This is a genomic window from Vibrio atypicus (assembly GCF_009811315.1).
GTDB classification, from domain to species: domain Bacteria; phylum Pseudomonadota; class Gammaproteobacteria; order Enterobacterales; family Vibrionaceae; genus Vibrio; species Vibrio atypicus.
Map to the genome: position 1 here is coordinate 161,116 of NZ_BLID01000004.1, position 15,943 is coordinate 177,058.

General features: G+C 46.2%; 16 protein-coding genes. All 16 read right to left on the minus strand.

Features of this window, described 5'->3' with window-relative positions:
* Positions 1–2: 2 nt before the first annotated feature.
* The gene (gene fliQ / locus GVO60_RS10265; RefSeq protein ID WP_159653599.1) at positions 3–272 is read right to left on the minus strand and encodes a flagellar biosynthesis protein FliQ; all 270 of its coding nucleotides are present in this window, start codon (positions 270–272) and stop codon (positions 3–5) included.
* Between the two features lie 12 nt (positions 273–284).
* A complete protein-coding gene (gene fliP, locus GVO60_RS10270) occupies positions 285–1,160 on the minus strand; it encodes a flagellar type III secretion system pore protein FliP (RefSeq protein WP_159653601.1) in 876 nt (291 codons plus the stop codon).
* Positions 1,147–1,563 (minus strand): flagellar biosynthetic protein FliO, encoded by a 417-nt coding sequence (gene fliO / locus GVO60_RS10275; RefSeq protein ID WP_159653603.1) that lies wholly within the window; start codon positions 1,561–1,563, stop codon positions 1,147–1,149. The genes fliP and fliO overlap by 14 nt, the downstream gene beginning before the upstream one ends.
* Before the next feature lie 3 nt (positions 1,564–1,566).
* The gene (gene fliN, locus GVO60_RS10280) at positions 1,567–1,977 is read right to left on the minus strand and encodes a flagellar motor switch protein FliN (RefSeq protein ID WP_159653605.1); all 411 of its coding nucleotides are present in this window, start codon (positions 1,975–1,977) and stop codon (positions 1,567–1,569) included.
* 22 nt (positions 1,978–1,999) lie between these two features.
* A complete protein-coding gene (gene fliM, locus GVO60_RS10285; RefSeq protein WP_159653607.1) occupies positions 2,000–3,049 on the minus strand; it encodes a flagellar motor switch protein FliM in 1,050 nt (349 codons plus the stop codon).
* A 7-nt stretch (positions 3,050–3,056) separates the two neighbouring features.
* Positions 3,057–3,554, minus strand: coding sequence for a flagellar basal body-associated protein FliL (gene fliL / locus GVO60_RS10290; protein ID WP_159653609.1), 498 nt, complete (start codon positions 3,552–3,554; stop codon positions 3,057–3,059).
* Positions 3,555–3,590: 36 nt separating this feature from the next.
* Positions 3,591–5,795 carry a flagellar hook-length control protein FliK gene (locus tag GVO60_RS10295; protein WP_159653611.1) on the minus strand — a complete coding sequence of 735 codons (2,205 nt, stop codon included), beginning with the start codon at positions 5,793–5,795 and terminating at the stop codon, positions 3,591–3,593.
* Positions 5,796–5,906: 111 nt separating this feature from the next.
* The gene (gene fliJ, locus GVO60_RS10300) at positions 5,907–6,347 is read right to left on the minus strand and encodes a flagellar export protein FliJ (protein ID WP_159653613.1); all 441 of its coding nucleotides are present in this window, start codon (positions 6,345–6,347) and stop codon (positions 5,907–5,909) included.
* Between the two features lie 6 nt (positions 6,348–6,353).
* The gene (gene fliI / locus GVO60_RS10305) at positions 6,354–7,676 is read right to left on the minus strand and encodes a flagellar protein export ATPase FliI (RefSeq protein ID WP_159653615.1); all 1,323 of its coding nucleotides are present in this window, start codon (positions 7,674–7,676) and stop codon (positions 6,354–6,356) included.
* Positions 7,676–8,476 carry a flagellar assembly protein FliH gene (gene fliH / locus GVO60_RS10310; protein ID WP_159653617.1) on the minus strand — a complete coding sequence of 267 codons (801 nt, stop codon included), beginning with the start codon at positions 8,474–8,476 and terminating at the stop codon, positions 7,676–7,678. Before fliH ends, fliI begins: the two co-directional genes overlap by 1 nt.
* A gap of 24 nt (positions 8,477–8,500) precedes the next feature.
* Positions 8,501–9,559, minus strand: a complete 1,059-nt coding sequence (gene fliG, locus GVO60_RS10315; protein WP_159653619.1) for a flagellar motor switch protein FliG — start codon at positions 9,557–9,559, stop codon at positions 8,501–8,503.
* Complete coding sequence (fliF, locus tag GVO60_RS10320; RefSeq protein WP_159653621.1) at positions 9,552–11,294, minus strand: flagellar basal-body MS-ring/collar protein FliF; 1,743 nt, start codon at positions 11,292–11,294, stop codon at positions 9,552–9,554. Before fliF ends, fliG begins: the two co-directional genes overlap by 8 nt.
* 16 nt (positions 11,295–11,310) lie before the next feature.
* Positions 11,311–11,622 (minus strand): flagellar hook-basal body complex protein FliE, encoded by a 312-nt coding sequence (fliE, locus tag GVO60_RS10325; protein WP_159653623.1) that lies wholly within the window; start codon positions 11,620–11,622, stop codon positions 11,311–11,313.
* A gap of 98 nt (positions 11,623–11,720) precedes the next feature.
* Positions 11,721–13,127, minus strand: a complete 1,407-nt coding sequence (locus GVO60_RS10330; RefSeq protein ID WP_159653625.1) for a sigma-54-dependent transcriptional regulator — start codon at positions 13,125–13,127, stop codon at positions 11,721–11,723.
* 2 nt (positions 13,128–13,129) lie between these two features.
* A complete protein-coding gene (locus GVO60_RS10335; RefSeq protein ID WP_159653627.1) occupies positions 13,130–14,188 on the minus strand; it encodes a sensor histidine kinase in 1,059 nt (352 codons plus the stop codon).
* Between the two features lie 122 nt (positions 14,189–14,310).
* Positions 14,311–15,777: a sigma-54 dependent transcriptional regulator gene (locus GVO60_RS10340; RefSeq protein WP_159653629.1), complete on the minus strand. Its 1,467-nt coding sequence runs from the start codon at positions 15,775–15,777 to the stop codon at positions 14,311–14,313.
* Positions 15,778–15,943: the final 166 nt, after the last annotated feature.

The following is a 15,943-nucleotide window of genomic DNA, read 5'->3' on the forward strand; positions in this document are numbered from 1 at the left end:
GGCTAGTACAGCACCTGCGGCAGGCGCTCTATAATATTGAAGAAGAACTCCATCATCATTTGAGTCATCCAGTGGGCAAACAGCATCAACGCTAACAATGTCACGATCAAACGTGGCAAAAAGCTTAACGTTTGTTCGTTAATCGAGGTTGCCGCCTGAAAAATCGCTACCACAAGACCAATCAATAGGCTGGGAATAATGATCGCACACACCATGATGAGAACCATCCATAGTGCATCTCTGAATAACTCGACGAATATCTCAGGAGTCATAATGTTCTCCCGCTACAAGGCAAAACTGCCGGCCAAAGTTGAGAGTATCAAGTTCCAACCATCCACCAGTACGAACAACATAAGCTTAAATGGCAAGGATACGATCATCGGAGAAAGCATCATCATACCCATGGCCATCAATACCGAGGCCACAACCAAGTCAATTATCAAGAATGGCAAGAACAGCATAAAACCAATCTGGAATGCGGTCTTCAGCTCTGACGTAATGAATGCCGGAATCAATACCGCCATAGACACGTCTTCTGGAGCGGTCGCGGTAGAGCCAGAAATATTAACGAACGTTTCCAGGTCTTTGACACGAGTCTGTTTGAGCATGAAATCTTTCATCGGCGCTTGAGCCAAATCAAATGCATCACGAGCACTGATTTGCTCATTAATGTAGGGCTGAATCGCCGTATCGTTAATTTTGTTCAGCACTGGCGACATTATAAAGAAAGTCAAAAAGATAGCGATGCCGATGATCACTTGGTTCGACGGCGTTTGTTGTAGACCCATAGCCTGACGCAATATCGACATCACCACCACAATACGAGTAAATGACGTCATCAAAATCACCATCGCAGGCAAGAAGCCCAGCATGGTCATTAGAGCCAGAATCTGCAAATTGACTGAGTAGTCTTCGCTGCCATCAGGATTGGTGGTCATGGTAAATGCTGGTACACCACCACCGCCACCTGTAAAGCTGCCGGTAGTAATTGTTCGGTTAGCGCCTTGCTCTTGCGTCATCGCACTCACTGTCACTGATTGCGACGGGACCGCATTATTTGGGAGCGGCGTGTCTATCTCTTCTTGAGCCAAAGAGAGCGTAGAAAACAAGGAGAGAATTGACGCCAATAAAAGGGCTGACAGTTGGCTAGCTTTTATCATTCTTTTTCAATAGCTGACTTAGTTGGTTGGCAAACGGACTGGTTGCTAACCCTGCTTTATTCAGCTCCTCCTGAGATAAAGGTTTATCCAATTTAGAAATCAATTGAATCGACTGCGCAGTAACGCCCACTAAAAACTGTTCTTCGCCTGCTTGAACAATCATGATTCGCTCGCGACTGCCTACGGCAATTTGACGAACCACGCTCAATCCTTGTTGATTACCTAACGAAGGAATTCGCATTCTTTTTAAAAGCCAGGCTAAAAAAAGAATGAACGCAATAACGAACAAAAGCGACCCAAAAGTGGTCGCTAAATCTAGTTGTCTGCCTGGTGTGGCGGCCAACGAAGAGGATGAGAACAGAGCAAGCGTAAAGAGTAAGTGCCCCTTAACCTTATAAGCCATACTCTACCTTAGTTTCTTAATACGCTCAGTTTGACTAATAACATCGGTAAGACGAATACCGAACTTATCGTTGACCACAACAACTTCACCGTGTGCGATCAATGTGCCATTAACCAATACATCTAAAGATTCACCAGCGAGACGCTCAAGCTCTACGACAGAGCCTTGGTTCAATTGAAGTAAGTTACGAATACTGATTTGTGAGCGACCTACTTCCATCGAAATAGTCACTGGGATATCCAAAATAGTATCGAGCTTACGGCGTTCATCGTCAGAAATTGGCGAAGATGTATCTTGCAGCTCATCTAACTGGGCAGACATAACCTCATCGACATCGATCTCGGGTGCGGCTGGATCTTCTCCTAAAGCAGCAGCCCATTCGTCAGCCAATTTTTGGTCGTCACTTGGTTCCATACCTAATACCTACAATTCTCTATTAATCTTCGATTTCCCCTTCATCATCTTCCAGTTCGGAAATGACGTCTTTACCAAGGAAAGCAATATCGGTTTTAACCACATCTGGTCGTTTAATTTTTTCAGAAACTTGAACCGCAAGATTTTCACCTGAGCGACCCATTTTCACACGATAAGTTGGGAGTTCTTCCACAAACATCGTCGCATGCTCTGGCATAGTGATCGGGATAATATCGCCCGGTTGTAACTCCATTAAGTCACGCAGAGAGATATCTTGCTCTAACAAGTTCACGCGGAAGTTAACTGGCACATCCATGATTTCTTCACGTAGTGCAGTGCTCCAACGGACATCGGTTTCCATCTTATCGGATTGGACACCGGCATCGAGCAATTCTCGAATCGGCTCTACCATCGAGTAAGGCATAACAACGTGGAAATCACCGCCGCCGCCATCCACCTCAATATGGAATGAACTAACAACGATCACTTCCGTAGGGCTCACAATATTCGCCATACTTGGGTTTACTTCGGAATCCAAATACTCAAACTCAACCCCCATAACTGGCGACCAAGCTTCTTTGTAATCTTCAAAAACAATTTTCAGTAGTAACTGAACGATTCGACGTTCAGTCGGGGTAAACTCACGACCTTCGATACGTGCATGGAATCGACCATCACCACCAAAAAAGTTTTCTACCAAAATAAACACTAAGCGCGCTTCCATGGTAATGAGCGCGGTACCTTTTAGCGGGCGAAAACGCACCATGTTCAAACTGGTCGGAACATAAAGCGTGTTTTGATATTCGCCGAACTTCATCATTTGAACGCCGTTTATCGACACCTCTGCTGTTTTTCGCAGCATGTTGAATAGGCTGATACGCATATGACGAGCAAAGCGCTCATTGATGAGCTCCAGCGTCGGCATTCGACCACGTACAATGCGGTCCTGAGAAGAGAAGTCAAAGTCTACGGCACTCGCATCACTGGCAACCGACTCTTCTTCAACCTCATCAACATCATCTACCCCGTGAAGTAGCGCATCGATTTCATCTTGGCTTAATAGATCTGTCACGATTCACCTATTGGATGACAAAGTCGGTAAATAGAACACGTTCGATAACTGGTTGTCCTACTGCACGCGTTAAACTGGCTTTAATGTCTTCTGTTGCTTTATCACGAAGCTCAACTCGGCCATTGGCACTTCTTAGCTGCTCTACCGTCGCAGAAGCAAACGTACTCAACAAAGAACTTTCAACCAATGGAGAGTGATAACGAGCTAAATTTTCATTTTCGCTACCACGAACCATCAGCTGAACTTTAATTTGGACTAAGCGATCGCGTTTATCACCCGTAACATTAAAGATAAAAGGTTGGGCAATATTTACGTAAGCCACAGGCTCAGTTGGCGCAACCACTTCTTGTTGCGTAGCAGCTTCTTCTGTTGCTTCTTCATCTGAACCCATCAAGAAAAAAGCAGCGCCACCACCGCCAAGCAGAAGAACCACAACCGCTACGATGATAATTATGAGTTTGCCTTTCCCTTTGGGAGCTTCGGTTTCGACTTCATCGACTGCCATAACTTAACATTCTCTTTATGTTGGTGTTTTTATAGTTTAAGCGTAATAACTGATTCCATCACGCTTTGCAGCGACATTCAAATCAAGATTGATGTCTGGTTCAAGGTTTTCTTCACCCATACCGGCTTGATTGCTGCTACCTTGACCAGATTGCCCCTGTCCATTCGCTGCATAACGATTTTGTTGCTGCCCACTCGCTTGCTGTTGTACAGAAGTATCACCTAACTGAACACCTTGTTGAGCGAGCATTTCTCGTAATCTTGGCATTGATTGTTCAAGCGCATCACGAGCTTGTTGGTTAGCGACGGTAAAGTGAACCGTTGCGCCATCACCGTTCATATTCATACGAATTTGCATTCGGCCCAATTCCGGCGGATCCAATCGAATATCGATGTTCTTTAAGTTCTTTGAAAGCATCATCTGAACACGTTCAGCGACTTGATCACTGGCCATTTCTCGATTCATTTGCAATGGCACTTGAGCCGCTTGCTCTGCTCGAACCTGACCTGAGCTACTCTGCTGAAGACCTGCGGCTTGAGCCAGTTGCTGAGCGAATGCTGGCTCACCGCCTTGCCCTAAGCCGGATTCATTCTTGGCTGCAGAACCGTTAGTTAAACCGCCAACAGTTTTGGCACTCATCGCGGCTTTAAGCATGGCTTGCTCGGCAACCGCTGGGTTAACTGGTGTGTTCACAGGCGCATTCACGAGCGTTTGCATTTGGCTTGCCATCACTTCAGGGCTCGCGACTTGTGTTGGAGCAAGGGCTGCTGCGTTTTGTTGCGCTGCAACTTGCGCCGTTTGAGACTGAGCAAGCGCTTGATGAACAGACTGGGCCACCGCAGCTTGTTGCGCTTTAGGCTCTAACTGCGATGAGGACTTAAGTACGACCTCGTCACTCGTCACTTCGTCACTACTGTTTACCGCCCAAGGGATAGCCGCCGCTGCCATCACGCCCGCAGCTACCGGAGCTTCAATACTCGCACTAGAAACATCTGACGCACTGCTTGCAGTCGTTTGTAGCACCGTTTGAGATTTTGGTGTCGAAGCGGCTTTAACATCTACTTTTGCTTCCGTCGCTACTTTTGTTCCAACAGCGGCAACAGCAGCCACTTCTGGACTCACAACATTGGATTCTTCAACCGCTTCAACCGCCGCCTTGGTGGTAAGCGCGGCTTCAGTGATTTGGTCTTCCGCTAGGTTGCTCTCTGCCATTTTTAGCAGCTCAGCGTCATCTTCGGTAACCACTTGCTGTTGAATCATTTCTTTTTGGCCAACAGCCTTTGCAGCCTCTGATTCCAATATCACTTCATCATTGACACTTGTTTGTGTAGCGGCGGCAGTGAGTGCTACGCCGGAAGCCACGGCGGCTTCTTTGCTATCTGAAATAGACGTTGTTTTTTGCCCTACAAGTTGTTCAGGCTGAGGGGCAGATTCAGTTTGTACAAATCTCTGCGCTGCAGCAGGGATCACAACCGCTTCACCTTTATTCGAACCTTGCTGTTCAACAGACGCTTCGCCCTCTAGATGACGTGAAGTCTGCTTAGGCAAGGTCTCCTGAGCTACTACGCGACTATTTTGAACCTCAGGAGCATCAAGCTCTTCTGTCACAGCACGGCTTACTACATCTTGTTGAGGAATACTTTGCTCAGGCACTTTTTGCGAACTTACAGGCGCCAAGCCCTCGGCGTCTGATACCGTGTCCGTTTTTAGATTAGCGGTTTGATTCGTTTGAGCTTCAGGTTGTTGCGGCAAAGGCTTGCCATCTTTTGCTTGCAATGCGCTGTTGGATTGATCAAGGCGTTTTAACACTTCATCATTGTCAGCGATGATTTTCTCAGCTTCACTTGAGGTCGTCTTTTCCGATTTCACTAAAGGTGCAGGTTCGACCTTTTCATCTTTCTCAAGCTTTGCACTCTTTTGTTGAGGCTCGTCGCTTTCAGCGTCACTAATTTCAGCTTTTACCGCTTTACTATTTTCCTGTATGAGCAACTCATCAGCACTCGCGCTTTCAGTTGACTCTGCTTTACCTTTCAACGGCTTATCTGCTGACTCTTCAACTGCCTCACCATCTTCTGCTTTCGCTGATTTGCCCTCAGAAGTGCTGTCGCCTTTGATGAAAGAAGAGAGTTTGGAGAAAAAACCTTCAGATTGCGTTTCTTCACTGGCCTCACTGATTTCAGTCGTGGCAGCGGTCTTAGTCACTTTTGGACTGTCGGTCACGGTCGATAGGTTAATATTCATAGTCAAACACCTGCACAGCTAATAACAAAGCTAAAGAGAGGCAACACTGCAATTGGAAGCCCATTTTTTGAATAAAATGCAAGAAATGAGCCACTAAATAAGAACAATAGATTAATTGGAGGGTCTGCGAGCAAACTGAAGAGTAACGAACTCATCCATCTGCTTTTGTTCACGAATATTTTCTAGTTTGGCTTTTTCTGTACGCTTCTTTTCAATCAACCATTCATAAGAACGGCGCTGCTTACGATTCTCTAGCCAATTCTGCTCACAACCTTCGACCTGTCCTTTAAAGTGCGATTCAGCCTGCTTTTGCTTGGCTAACGTTTCGTCTAAAGTCGTTAAAAATCGATTCAAGTGACTATACTGGCTGGCAGTCAAACCTTGCTGGCCACGATCGACCAACTGCTGGCAGTAGTCAAGGCGGTACTTTTCAATTTGGCTAAGCTGTTGGTAGTAACCTTCAAGCTCTGTACGCGCTTGGTTTAAGGCCAGAACCGCTTGGTTTTCTCGCTCTTTTGCTTGTTCAAGAAGAAATTCGAGTGCGTTATCCATCGTCTACTACTCCCCTTGCAATAAGCCGCGTAGCATGTTGACACACATGTCATAAGGTACGCTTTCTTTCATCGCCTGCTGCAAGTAACCATCCAGTTTAGGCTTGATAGTAAACGCACCATCAATCGCTGGATCGGTACCCGGTTTATAGGCGCCAATTGAAACCAAATCTTGGTTCTTACGACAAATAGAAAGCACTTGGCGTACCGCTTTTGACATCAGTACATGCTCTTCAGAAGTGATCTGAGGCATAACACGACTGACCGACTTTTCTACGTCAATCGCAGGGTAATGTCCGGCATCGGCCATTTCACGAGATAACACTACGTGACCATCCAAAATCGCTCGTGACGCGTCCGCAATAGGATCTTGTAGATCATCACCTTCCGTCAATACGGTGAAGAAAGCCGTGATGGAGCCTTGCTCTGGGCTGCCGTTACCCGCACGTTCAACAAGTGCAGGCAGTTTGGCAAATACCGAAGGTGGATAGCCTTTGGTTGCAGGCGGCTCACCGACTGAGAGGGCTATTTCACGTTGCGCCTGAGCAAAACGAGTTAATGAATCCATTAACAGCAGCACGTCTAAGCCTTGATCGCGGAAGTACTCAGCAATCGTCAGCGCTGTTTGGCAACCTTTTAAACGCATCAAAGGAGAAGAGTCAGCGGGTGCCGCAACCACTACTGAGCGCTGACGGCCATCCACACCTAAAATCTCTTCAATAAATTCTTTTACTTCTCGACCACGTTCACCGATTAAACCAACTACGACGACTTGCGCGGTTGTACCTCGAGTCATCATGCCTAGCGTCACCGACTTACCAACACCGGAACCAGCGAATAGACCGATACGTTGGCCTTTACCCACAGTTAACAGGCCATTGATCGCCTTGATGCCGACATCAAGGGGCTCTGAGATAGGTTTGCGTGCAAGCGGGTTAATGGGATCAGCGTTAAAGGATGCGCGCTTTTCCGTATAGATAGGGCCTAAACCATCAAGTGGATTTCCCACACCGTCAATCACTCGACCTAATAGCTCCATACCAACCGGCAGGCCAGTATCTGTAGTCAAAGGGGTGACTTTAGCACCAGGTAATACACCTGTGATTTGCTCACTTGGCATTAGGTAAAGGTTGTCGCCTGAGAAGCCAACCACTTCAGCTTCCATCTCACCGTGCATGGTTTCTACGCGGCACAAACTGCCAATGGGAGCTCGGCAGCCTGTTGCTTCTAGGGTCAAGCCCACCACTCGCACCAGCTTGCCAGACGCAACAGGTCGGCAAGTGAGTCCTTGGGTTTTATACTGAGATAAGCGCTCCGCGAGGGCTAACACTACTCACCACCTTGGTGGCGATTCACCCCACAAAAGCTTTGAATAACATTGCGGATTCGCTCTTCCATTCGATAATTGACACTCGACTCACCCGCTTCAATCTGAACGTCACCACGATTTAGCGCTGGCTCTGGCATCAAAGTCCAGTTACGGAAGTTGAGTTCTTCTTCACCGTAAGAAGAACGAATGATCTCTACATCATCTGGATGAAGTTTTAAGGTGATCGCATGACCAGAGATAGGTAAGGATTCGACCGATTGTTTAATCGTATCGAGGATAACTTGCGGATTGGTCTGAACTTCAACATGAACCACCTCTTTGACTAAGGTAAGCACCATATCGACAAGCTGTTTCTCAACTTGCGCATTCATCAACTCAAGCGGCTGAGCAAATTGGTTTGCAAGACCAACGAACGTCTGAACTTGCTGTTGGATAAACTCCTGACCCGCAGCGACGCCCTCCAACTTGCCCGCTTCCAGCCCTTCGCTATGACCTTCTTCTAAACCTTGTTCTTTGCCTTTTTCGTAACCTTGCTTAAAGCCCGCTTCTTGACCTTGATGGAGACCTTCCTGATAAGCTTGCTGCTTAATCAGTTCAACTTCTTCATCGGTCAATTCAACAGGGGCTTCTTCCGCAGTTTCAGGCAGACTCGGCATCCAGCTAGGGTCATAGTTCATCGCCGTTTCTTTTGCTTTACCGTGCGTATCTGACGTGTAGTCAGGCATACCCCAGCGTTCCGCTTTTTGAACGACTTGATCATCTTCTAAACGCAAGAAACCGCGCTTTCTATCCCCAGACATAGATACCTAACTTATTTTCTAAAATTACAAGAACTCGTCAGCACCGCCGCCAAGCATTAGCTCACCGGAATCTGCCATACGACGAGCAATTGCCAAGATCTCTTTCTGAGCAGCCTCAACGTCAGATACTTTGATTGGTGGCATTGCCTCCAGATCATCACGCATCATCTCAGCTGCACGCTTAGACATATTCTTGAAGATCTTATCACGCAAGCCATCGTCAGCACCTTTAAGCGCACGTTGTAGCGCATCTTGAGGAACATCACGCAGCAACTTCTGAATACCTTGGTCGTCGACTTCGATAAGATTTTCGAAGACAAACATGAGATCTTGGATCTGCGTTGCCATGTCTTCGTCCTGATCTCGGATTTGATCCATCAGGATGCCTTCGACGTTGTTATCCATATAGTTCATGATTTCGGCAGCCGCTTTCAGGCCACCAATTTTCGCGGCTTGAGCACCAGCTTGACCAGCAAACTGCTTCTCCATGATTTCGTTTAGCTCAGCAAGTGCTGATGGCTGAACTTCTTCAAGGTTCGCAATACGCATCATCAAGTCGAGACGGTCACGCTCTGCAAACTGAGATAAGATCTCCGCAGATTGATCCGGCTCTAGGTACGAAAGTACGATAGTTTGGATTTGCGGGTGCTCGTTGATAATGATGCTGGCAACCTGACGAGGGTCCATCCATTTCAATGAATCAAGACCTTTCGAACCGGTACCCAATAGAATTTGGTCAACAAGGTTATTTGCTTTATCTTCACCAAGTGCAGCGACAAGAGCGTTACGCATAAAGTCTTCGCTGCCCATACCGATGTTGGTGTATTTCTGAATATCTTCCAAGAAGGCGCGGTGCACTGCACCTACTTTCTCTTGGCTTAAGTCAGCAGCACGAGCCATCGCACTACCCACTCGTTGAACTTGTTTCGGCTCCAGGTGACGAATAATGCCCGCCGCATCTTCTTCATTAAGACTAAGAAGAAGAATCGCAGCGCGTTCCTCACCCGGTATTGATGTTATATCCACGGCGTTCTCTGCTACCTCACCGCCTTCCTCTTGCTGAGGTACTATTTCGTTAGGCATCTTCCATCCAATTCTTCACAACTTGCGCCGCAAGCTCAGGTTCATTTGCTACCAGAGCACGCACCGCTTTCAGCACATCCTCATCTTTATGCAGATTTGGCAGATCAATGCTTGAGCCAAACTCAAACAGCTCTCCACCTTCCAAGTCTCCACCAATCAAGCTGGTTTCACCATCTGCACCGATAGGCAGGCCATCTGGTCCATATAGTTGATCATCATCGTCCGATGCAGGGTTGAGCAATTTCTTCATCGCCGGACGTACTAGGACAATTACGACCACAATAATAACTAAGGCACTTGCAAACCAGCGAACCCAGTCGTTGAAATTAGGATGTTCCCAGATTGGCACATCGGCCATCACTTCAACTTCCGGCTCAGCAAATTGCATGCTAAGTACGTTTAGTAGGTCTCCACGACCTTCGCTAAAGCCAACCGCACCAATCAACACTTGGCGGATAGATGCTAAGTCCGCATCCGCGAGTGGTTGATAAGTCGTTTGGCCAGTTTCTGGATTCACAATCGCACGATTCTTAATCGCCACCGCAACAGTTTGACGATTGACGACACCAGTTTGACGGCGCTCATGGCTGATTGTGGTATCCAATTCAAAGTTACGCGTTGCTTCTTTGTGTACAGAGCCTTGACCAATACCTGTACCATCTTTCATCTGCGCAACATCTTGCGGAATCGAAGCATCGGCAGGAGGCTGATTACTTAGCGCACCTGGAACACCTGCGACAACGCTACCGTTATTATAGTCTTCTAACGTGTACTCGCTTCGCGTTGATGGCGTGTTTGGATCAAAGCTCTTACGAGTTTGCTCAACAGCACTGAAATCCAATTCAATATCCACTTGTGCGGTGTAGTTACCAAAACCAAGAATGGGGATAAGAACAGAATCAATCTTGTCACGCAGCGCCTGTTCTTGCTTACGTTCTAACTCATGCTCTTTGCGGCGAGCCGCTGAAGCTGGGTCTTGCGAACCAGAGCTAAGCAAGCGACCATGCTGATCGGTCACCGTAATACGAGTTGGCTTCATACCAGGTACAGCACTTGAAACCATATCCACTATCGAATCGACTTCTTCTTGCTTGAGGTTTGCGCCAGTTTTTAGGGTCAAAAATACTGAAGCGGACGCTTCTTGATTGTGACGAACAAAGACACTCTGCTTAGGCAACGCCAATAAAACACGTGCTTTTCGCACTTGTTTCATTTCTTCAATCGCTTTCGATAGTTGACGCTCTCGGCTCAGTTTAAGTCGTTCAAGCTCTAAGCGCTGGGAAACACCAAAGCCCATATCTTGCAGCAATATGTCGTCACCAGCATGTTTTTCCTGATTCAGACCAGCACGCACCATATCGAGCTTAAGCGTATTGTATTCACTGGTTGGAACTAAGATGGTATTGCCATCTAATTTATAATCGAGCTTTTGCTGATCAAGGTAGTCAAGAACTGGAATCAGCTCTTCGGTTTCGTATGCCCCTAATGGACGCATTTCTGGCTCTTTTACCCAGAAGAAAAGCATCACAATTAGAGCAACACAGATAGAGATAGAAAGGACAAGGACGACTTGACGTAGAAGATCAAGATCCCCTACGGCCATATCAAATTTTGAACTGCTTTTTTCATCCAGATCTGGATTTTGCACACCGGCATCCATGTCGGATGTTGTCAGCATGGTGCTATCACCGCCTTCAGATACGGCTAGGTCTGTTGATTGATTTTGCTCTGACACAGATGATACCTACTGATTACACTGGCATGTTCATCAATTCTTTGTACGCCTCAACAAGTTTGTTGCGCACCTGAATTGTTGCATCGAACGCGACGCTCGACTTATTTCTGGCGATCATAACGTCTGACAACGAGACGTTTTCATCGCCTCGGTCAAAACGCATTTGTAGATCACCGGATGTTTTAGATAAGCTGTTGACGTTGTTGATGGCGTTATTAAGTAGCTGACCAAAATCGGCACCTACGGTTTGACCCGTTGCAGCAGGTCGAGTATTGCCTGCCTCAAACATCATCGCTTGCATTTCGCTTTGGAAACCATCAATTTTCATCGATACCTCGGTCGTCAACTCTTTGACTAAAACTTTTGTTGTATTTATGACGCTGCAAAGTATGTGCCATATCCCTTTACGGCGTCGAAAATAGCATGTTAGTTTGGAATATCAATCCCTGCATCACGCATTTTTGCTAACTTGTAGCGTAGTGTACGTGGGCTAATACCTAACTTTTCTGCCATTTCTTTACGTCGACCATTACATTCCACTAACGTTTCAAGAATAATGGCAAACTCTTGATCTCTAAGTTCACCGCCAAGACTCGCATTTGAGGTCGATGCTTTGTTCAAATCTGGCTGTGCGACAGGCTGAACGGTTGGCGCACAAACATCTGAATTTTCAACCATTTGTTGTAAGCCCGATGCATCTTGCCAATCTAATCCTTCTAGCAAGATATGTTCAGAACCTATCTGGTGATCTTCACTTAGAATGAGAGCGCGTTGGACAACGTTATCAAGCTCACGAACGTTACCAGGCCAAGTGTAAGTCAAAAGTTTATCGATCGCTTGGGTTGTTAAAGTTGGAACCGGCATCCCTAATTTTTTGCAGTTACGCTCAATCAAGTGCAGTGCCAAAGGCTCGATATCACCTTTGCGTTCACACAATGCAGGCCAAGCAATTGGGAATACATTCAGTCGGTAGTACAAATCTTCGCGGAAGTTACCTTCTTGTACATACTGCTTCAAATCACGGTTACTGGTTGCGAGTACGCGAACATCAAGTTTAATACTTTTGCGACTACCTAAACGCTCAACTTCACGCTCTTGTAAGACACGTAATAGTTTGGCTTGTAGATTCATGTCCATTTCACTGATTTCATCCAGCAAAATGGTGCCGCCTTGAGCTTGTTCAAACTTACCTGGACACGCTTGAACGGCGCCAGTAAATGCTCCTTTTTCATAACCGAACAGGGTTGCTTCGAGCATATTATCTGGAATAGCCGCACAGTTAATCGCGACGAAAGGACCGTCTTTACGATTCGATGCATTGTGAATGTAACGAGACATCACTTCCTTACCTGAACCACTTGGTCCCAGAACCATCACGCTCGCATCCGTTTTGGCTACTTTGTCTGCTAATGTAAGTAACTTAATGCTCTTTTCATCCGCAACAACGGCATCACCGTTGTCATCCGATTTCACCGGCGCGTAACGGCTGACCATATTAAGCAGTACTTCTGGCGCAAATGGCTTAGCCATGTAATCGATCGCACCGTCTTTCATTGCTGAAACGGCGTCTTCAATATTGGCATACGCGGTCATCAATAGTACCGGAAGGTTTGGCCAGTGCTGTTTGATATTGCGCAGCAGAGCAAGACCGCCCATGCCCGCCATTTGGACATCAGATACAACGATATCAACACTGTTTGACTTGAGTTTCACTAACGCATCTTCTGCGCTATCCGCTTCTAGCCATTCGTAGCCAGCCAGCGCCAGCGTATCAACTAAGGCTTCGCGTAGACCTTCATCATCTTCAACAATCAGTACCTTGCTTTGAGCCATTATTACTCTCCAGTCTCAATTACTTGTTCAGCCGTAGGGCGACGATCCAATGGAATGCACATCGTGAAACAAGCACCATCACCTTCCTCTGAAATTAGCTCTATTCTTCCTTCATGTGCTCGACACACCATTTGTACAACAGCAAGACCGAGGCCTGTGCCTTGAGAACGTGTTGTAAAGAAAGGTTCCATTATTTTGCTTTGAAGCTCTTTCGGTACACCAGGGCCACTGTCCTGTACCGAAATCTTTAATTCATTGTTTACCGGGCGGAAAAACACATCAATTTGAGATTCTTTGCCTGCGATTTGAATCGCGTTCATCACCAAATTACTTAGAGCAGAGGCAATCGCATTCGAATTACCAAGCAGTGTCGTTTCTTCTTGCTCTACTTCTATAAAATAGTCGATTTGATTGTTTTTCAGCGCAGTTTCAACCATAGGCGAGTACTCAGCGACTAAATCAGCAATCGAAAATGATTTCACAACCTTGTTGTCCCCACCCTTAGCAAACAACAGCATATCGTTCACTTGCTTTTCTAGATCGTGTAAACGGTCCATTAGCTTAGTCTGAAAACGATCTTTAGTTGTGGATGGCAAGTTAGGTGCAGCTAAGTTAGATGCATACAACATCGCACTTGAAAGTGGTGTACGTACTTGGTGCGCTAGCGAAGCAACCATTCGACCAATTGAAGAGAGGCGCTGTAAGTCGCTGATTCTTGACTGAAGTAAACGAGTTTCCGTTAAATCGGTGATCAAAATCAGCTGGCCCGTTGCAGAAGCAGAAATTGCTAAACGAACTTTACGCCCATTGCGTAGAGATATCTCATGGCCATCATCTTCACGTGGTGCAAAAGCTTGTTGAATCACTTCAAACCACTTTTCACCAACCAATGGGATTTCTAGTAGCCGCTGTGCTTCAGGGTTGGCTTCACAGACCGTCCCTTGTGTATCAAGCAAGATCACGCCTGCTGGCATCACATCTAATACCTGCTTATAGCGTTCAACTTGTTCTTCCACTGTGCCTAGCGGGGTTTGACTCTCAGATAAAGAAGTGGGCTGCATGACGTATTTCTGCCTTAAAAACTACAATAGCCTAACATACAAAAAGTATGCCAGGCTATTTTATATGTTTTTCAACACCTTACAGTAAGGTCGAAATTTTGACAGTCTGAGTATAAGAATACTTAACGTTGTAAGTTATATTTACGCATTTTCTCAACTAAGGTCGTTCGACGCATACCCAACATATCGGCAGCACGAGCAACCACGCCGCTCTGAGCTTCTAGCGCTTGACTGATCATATTCACTTCAAGCTCTGCCAACATCTCTTTAAGATTGACACCCTCTGGCGGTAAGTCTTGTGGCGCGCCTTCCGCTTCTTGGAAGATGTCACTCGACTCTAGGCTGAAATCTTCAGAGAAAATATCGTAAAACGCATCACGCTCTTGCTCTTCAACCGATTGAGAGGTGTTGTAACCTGGTTGGAACTCAGGAATGTCACTGTATCGATATTTCGTTGGTAGATGGTTCACATCCACCAAGCTATTTGGATACAAAATGATCATTCGCTCAACAAGGTTGGCTAGCTCACGCACATTACCCGGCCAATCATGTTCCATCAGAGAGTTAATTGAGCGTGGTGTAAAGCAGATAGGTTGCGCCCCTTCAGCCTCCATGCGAGTCATTAGCTCTTGCAGTAATAGCGGTATGTCTTCTTTACGATCGCGCAATGCAGGCATTTCGATTGGGAACACATTCAAGCGATAATAAAGATCTTCACGGAAAGACTCTTCTTCGATCATGGTTTCAAGATTACGGTGCGTTGCTGCGATAACGCGTACATCGACCTTAATCGTTGTATTCCCGCCAACACGTTCAAAACAGCGCTCTTGCAACACACGAAGCAGCTTAACCTGCATCGGCATCGGCATATCGCCAATTTCATCTAGAAACAGCGTTCCGCCTTGTGCCAGTTCAAAACGACCTTTACGTGATGTAATTGCACCAGTAAAAGCCCCTTTCTCATGACCAAATAATTCGCTTTCCAAAAGATCTGGTGGAATCGCACCACAGTTAATTGGAACGAACGGTCCATTGCGGCGAGCAGAATGATAATGAACGTTGCGCGCAACCACTTCTTTACCCGTACCAGATTCGCCAAGGATCAATACGTTTGCTTCCGTACCGGAAACCTGCTCAATAAGATGTCTGACCTCTTTGATGCCATGACTTTGACCAACAAGGCTGCGGAACAGGGTATTTTTGCGAGCAGAAGAGACGACGTTCATGCCTTTACGGCCTAAAAAGTCTTTACAGTGTCGAAGTGCTTCACTTAATTGCGGGTAATTTAATGGGTAGTCCAGTTCACCCACATAATGAGTGAGTTCTTCAACTGGATAAGAATGCTTGCCGGCAATAAGTAAAGGAATATGGTTAGCGTGAGACAGCTTCTCGCTCAACTCTGGGGAAAGCGTGTCGTTGGCTAAAGAACCAACAATGCATCCAGCCCAAATCGCAGACCAATCGAGATCACCAATCTGATCAGAACTGATCGCTTCGCACTGCTCTCCGACAAATTCTAAAATAGTACTGAGGTTCGTACGCGCGTTTGCGTCGTCCTCAATAACGAGTAGTTTCGCTAAACCTTGCATAGGTGAGAATAATTGCCTTTATCTTTGATAACGTTGTGGCTGTTTTATGTTTCGAACGTCACTTCTAACTATAGATCAGAAATAATGATAAACAATGATTAATTTCAGCAACAAAATAAGCCACTAGGCTAGTTAGTGGCTTCTATTCTATTTGATAAAAAAAATA

What these genes read in the sequence shown, in the direction of transcription:
- fliQ (WP_159653599.1), bottom strand. Translation starts at nt 272, where the DNA reads ATGACTCCTGAGATATTCGTCGAGTTATTCAGAGATGCACTATGGATG.
- fliP (WP_159653601.1), bottom strand. Translation starts at nt 1,160, where the DNA reads ATGATAAAAGCTAGCCAACTGTCAGCCCTTTTATTGGCGTCAATTCTC.
- fliO (WP_159653603.1), bottom strand. Translation starts at nt 1,563, where the DNA reads ATGGCTTATAAGGTTAAGGGGCACTTACTCTTTACGCTTGCTCTGTTC.
- fliN (WP_159653605.1), bottom strand. Translation starts at nt 1,977, where the DNA reads ATGGAACCAAGTGACGACCAAAAATTGGCTGACGAATGGGCTGCTGCT.
- fliL (WP_159653609.1), bottom strand. Translation starts at nt 3,554, where the DNA reads ATGGCAGTCGATGAAGTCGAAACCGAAGCTCCCAAAGGGAAAGGCAAA.
- GVO60_RS10295 (WP_159653611.1), bottom strand. Translation starts at nt 5,795, where the DNA reads ATGAATATTAACCTATCGACCGTGACCGACAGTCCAAAAGTGACTAAG.
- fliJ (WP_159653613.1), bottom strand. Translation starts at nt 6,347, where the DNA reads ATGGATAACGCACTCGAATTTCTTCTTGAACAAGCAAAAGAGCGAGAA.
- fliH (WP_159653617.1), bottom strand. Translation starts at nt 8,476, where the DNA reads ATGTCTGGGGATAGAAAGCGCGGTTTCTTGCGTTTAGAAGATGATCAA.
- fliG (WP_159653619.1), bottom strand. Translation starts at nt 9,559, where the DNA reads ATGCCTAACGAAATAGTACCTCAGCAAGAGGAAGGCGGTGAGGTAGCA.
- fliE (WP_159653623.1), bottom strand. Translation starts at nt 11,622, where the DNA reads ATGAAAATTGATGGTTTCCAAAGCGAAATGCAAGCGATGATGTTTGAG.
- GVO60_RS10330 (WP_159653625.1), bottom strand. Translation starts at nt 13,127, where the DNA reads ATGGCTCAAAGCAAGGTACTGATTGTTGAAGATGATGAAGGTCTACGC.
- GVO60_RS10335 (WP_159653627.1), bottom strand. Translation starts at nt 14,188, where the DNA reads ATGCAGCCCACTTCTTTATCTGAGAGTCAAACCCCGCTAGGCACAGTG.
- GVO60_RS10340 (WP_159653629.1), bottom strand. Translation starts at nt 15,777, where the DNA reads ATGCAAGGTTTAGCGAAACTACTCGTTATTGAGGACGACGCAAACGCG.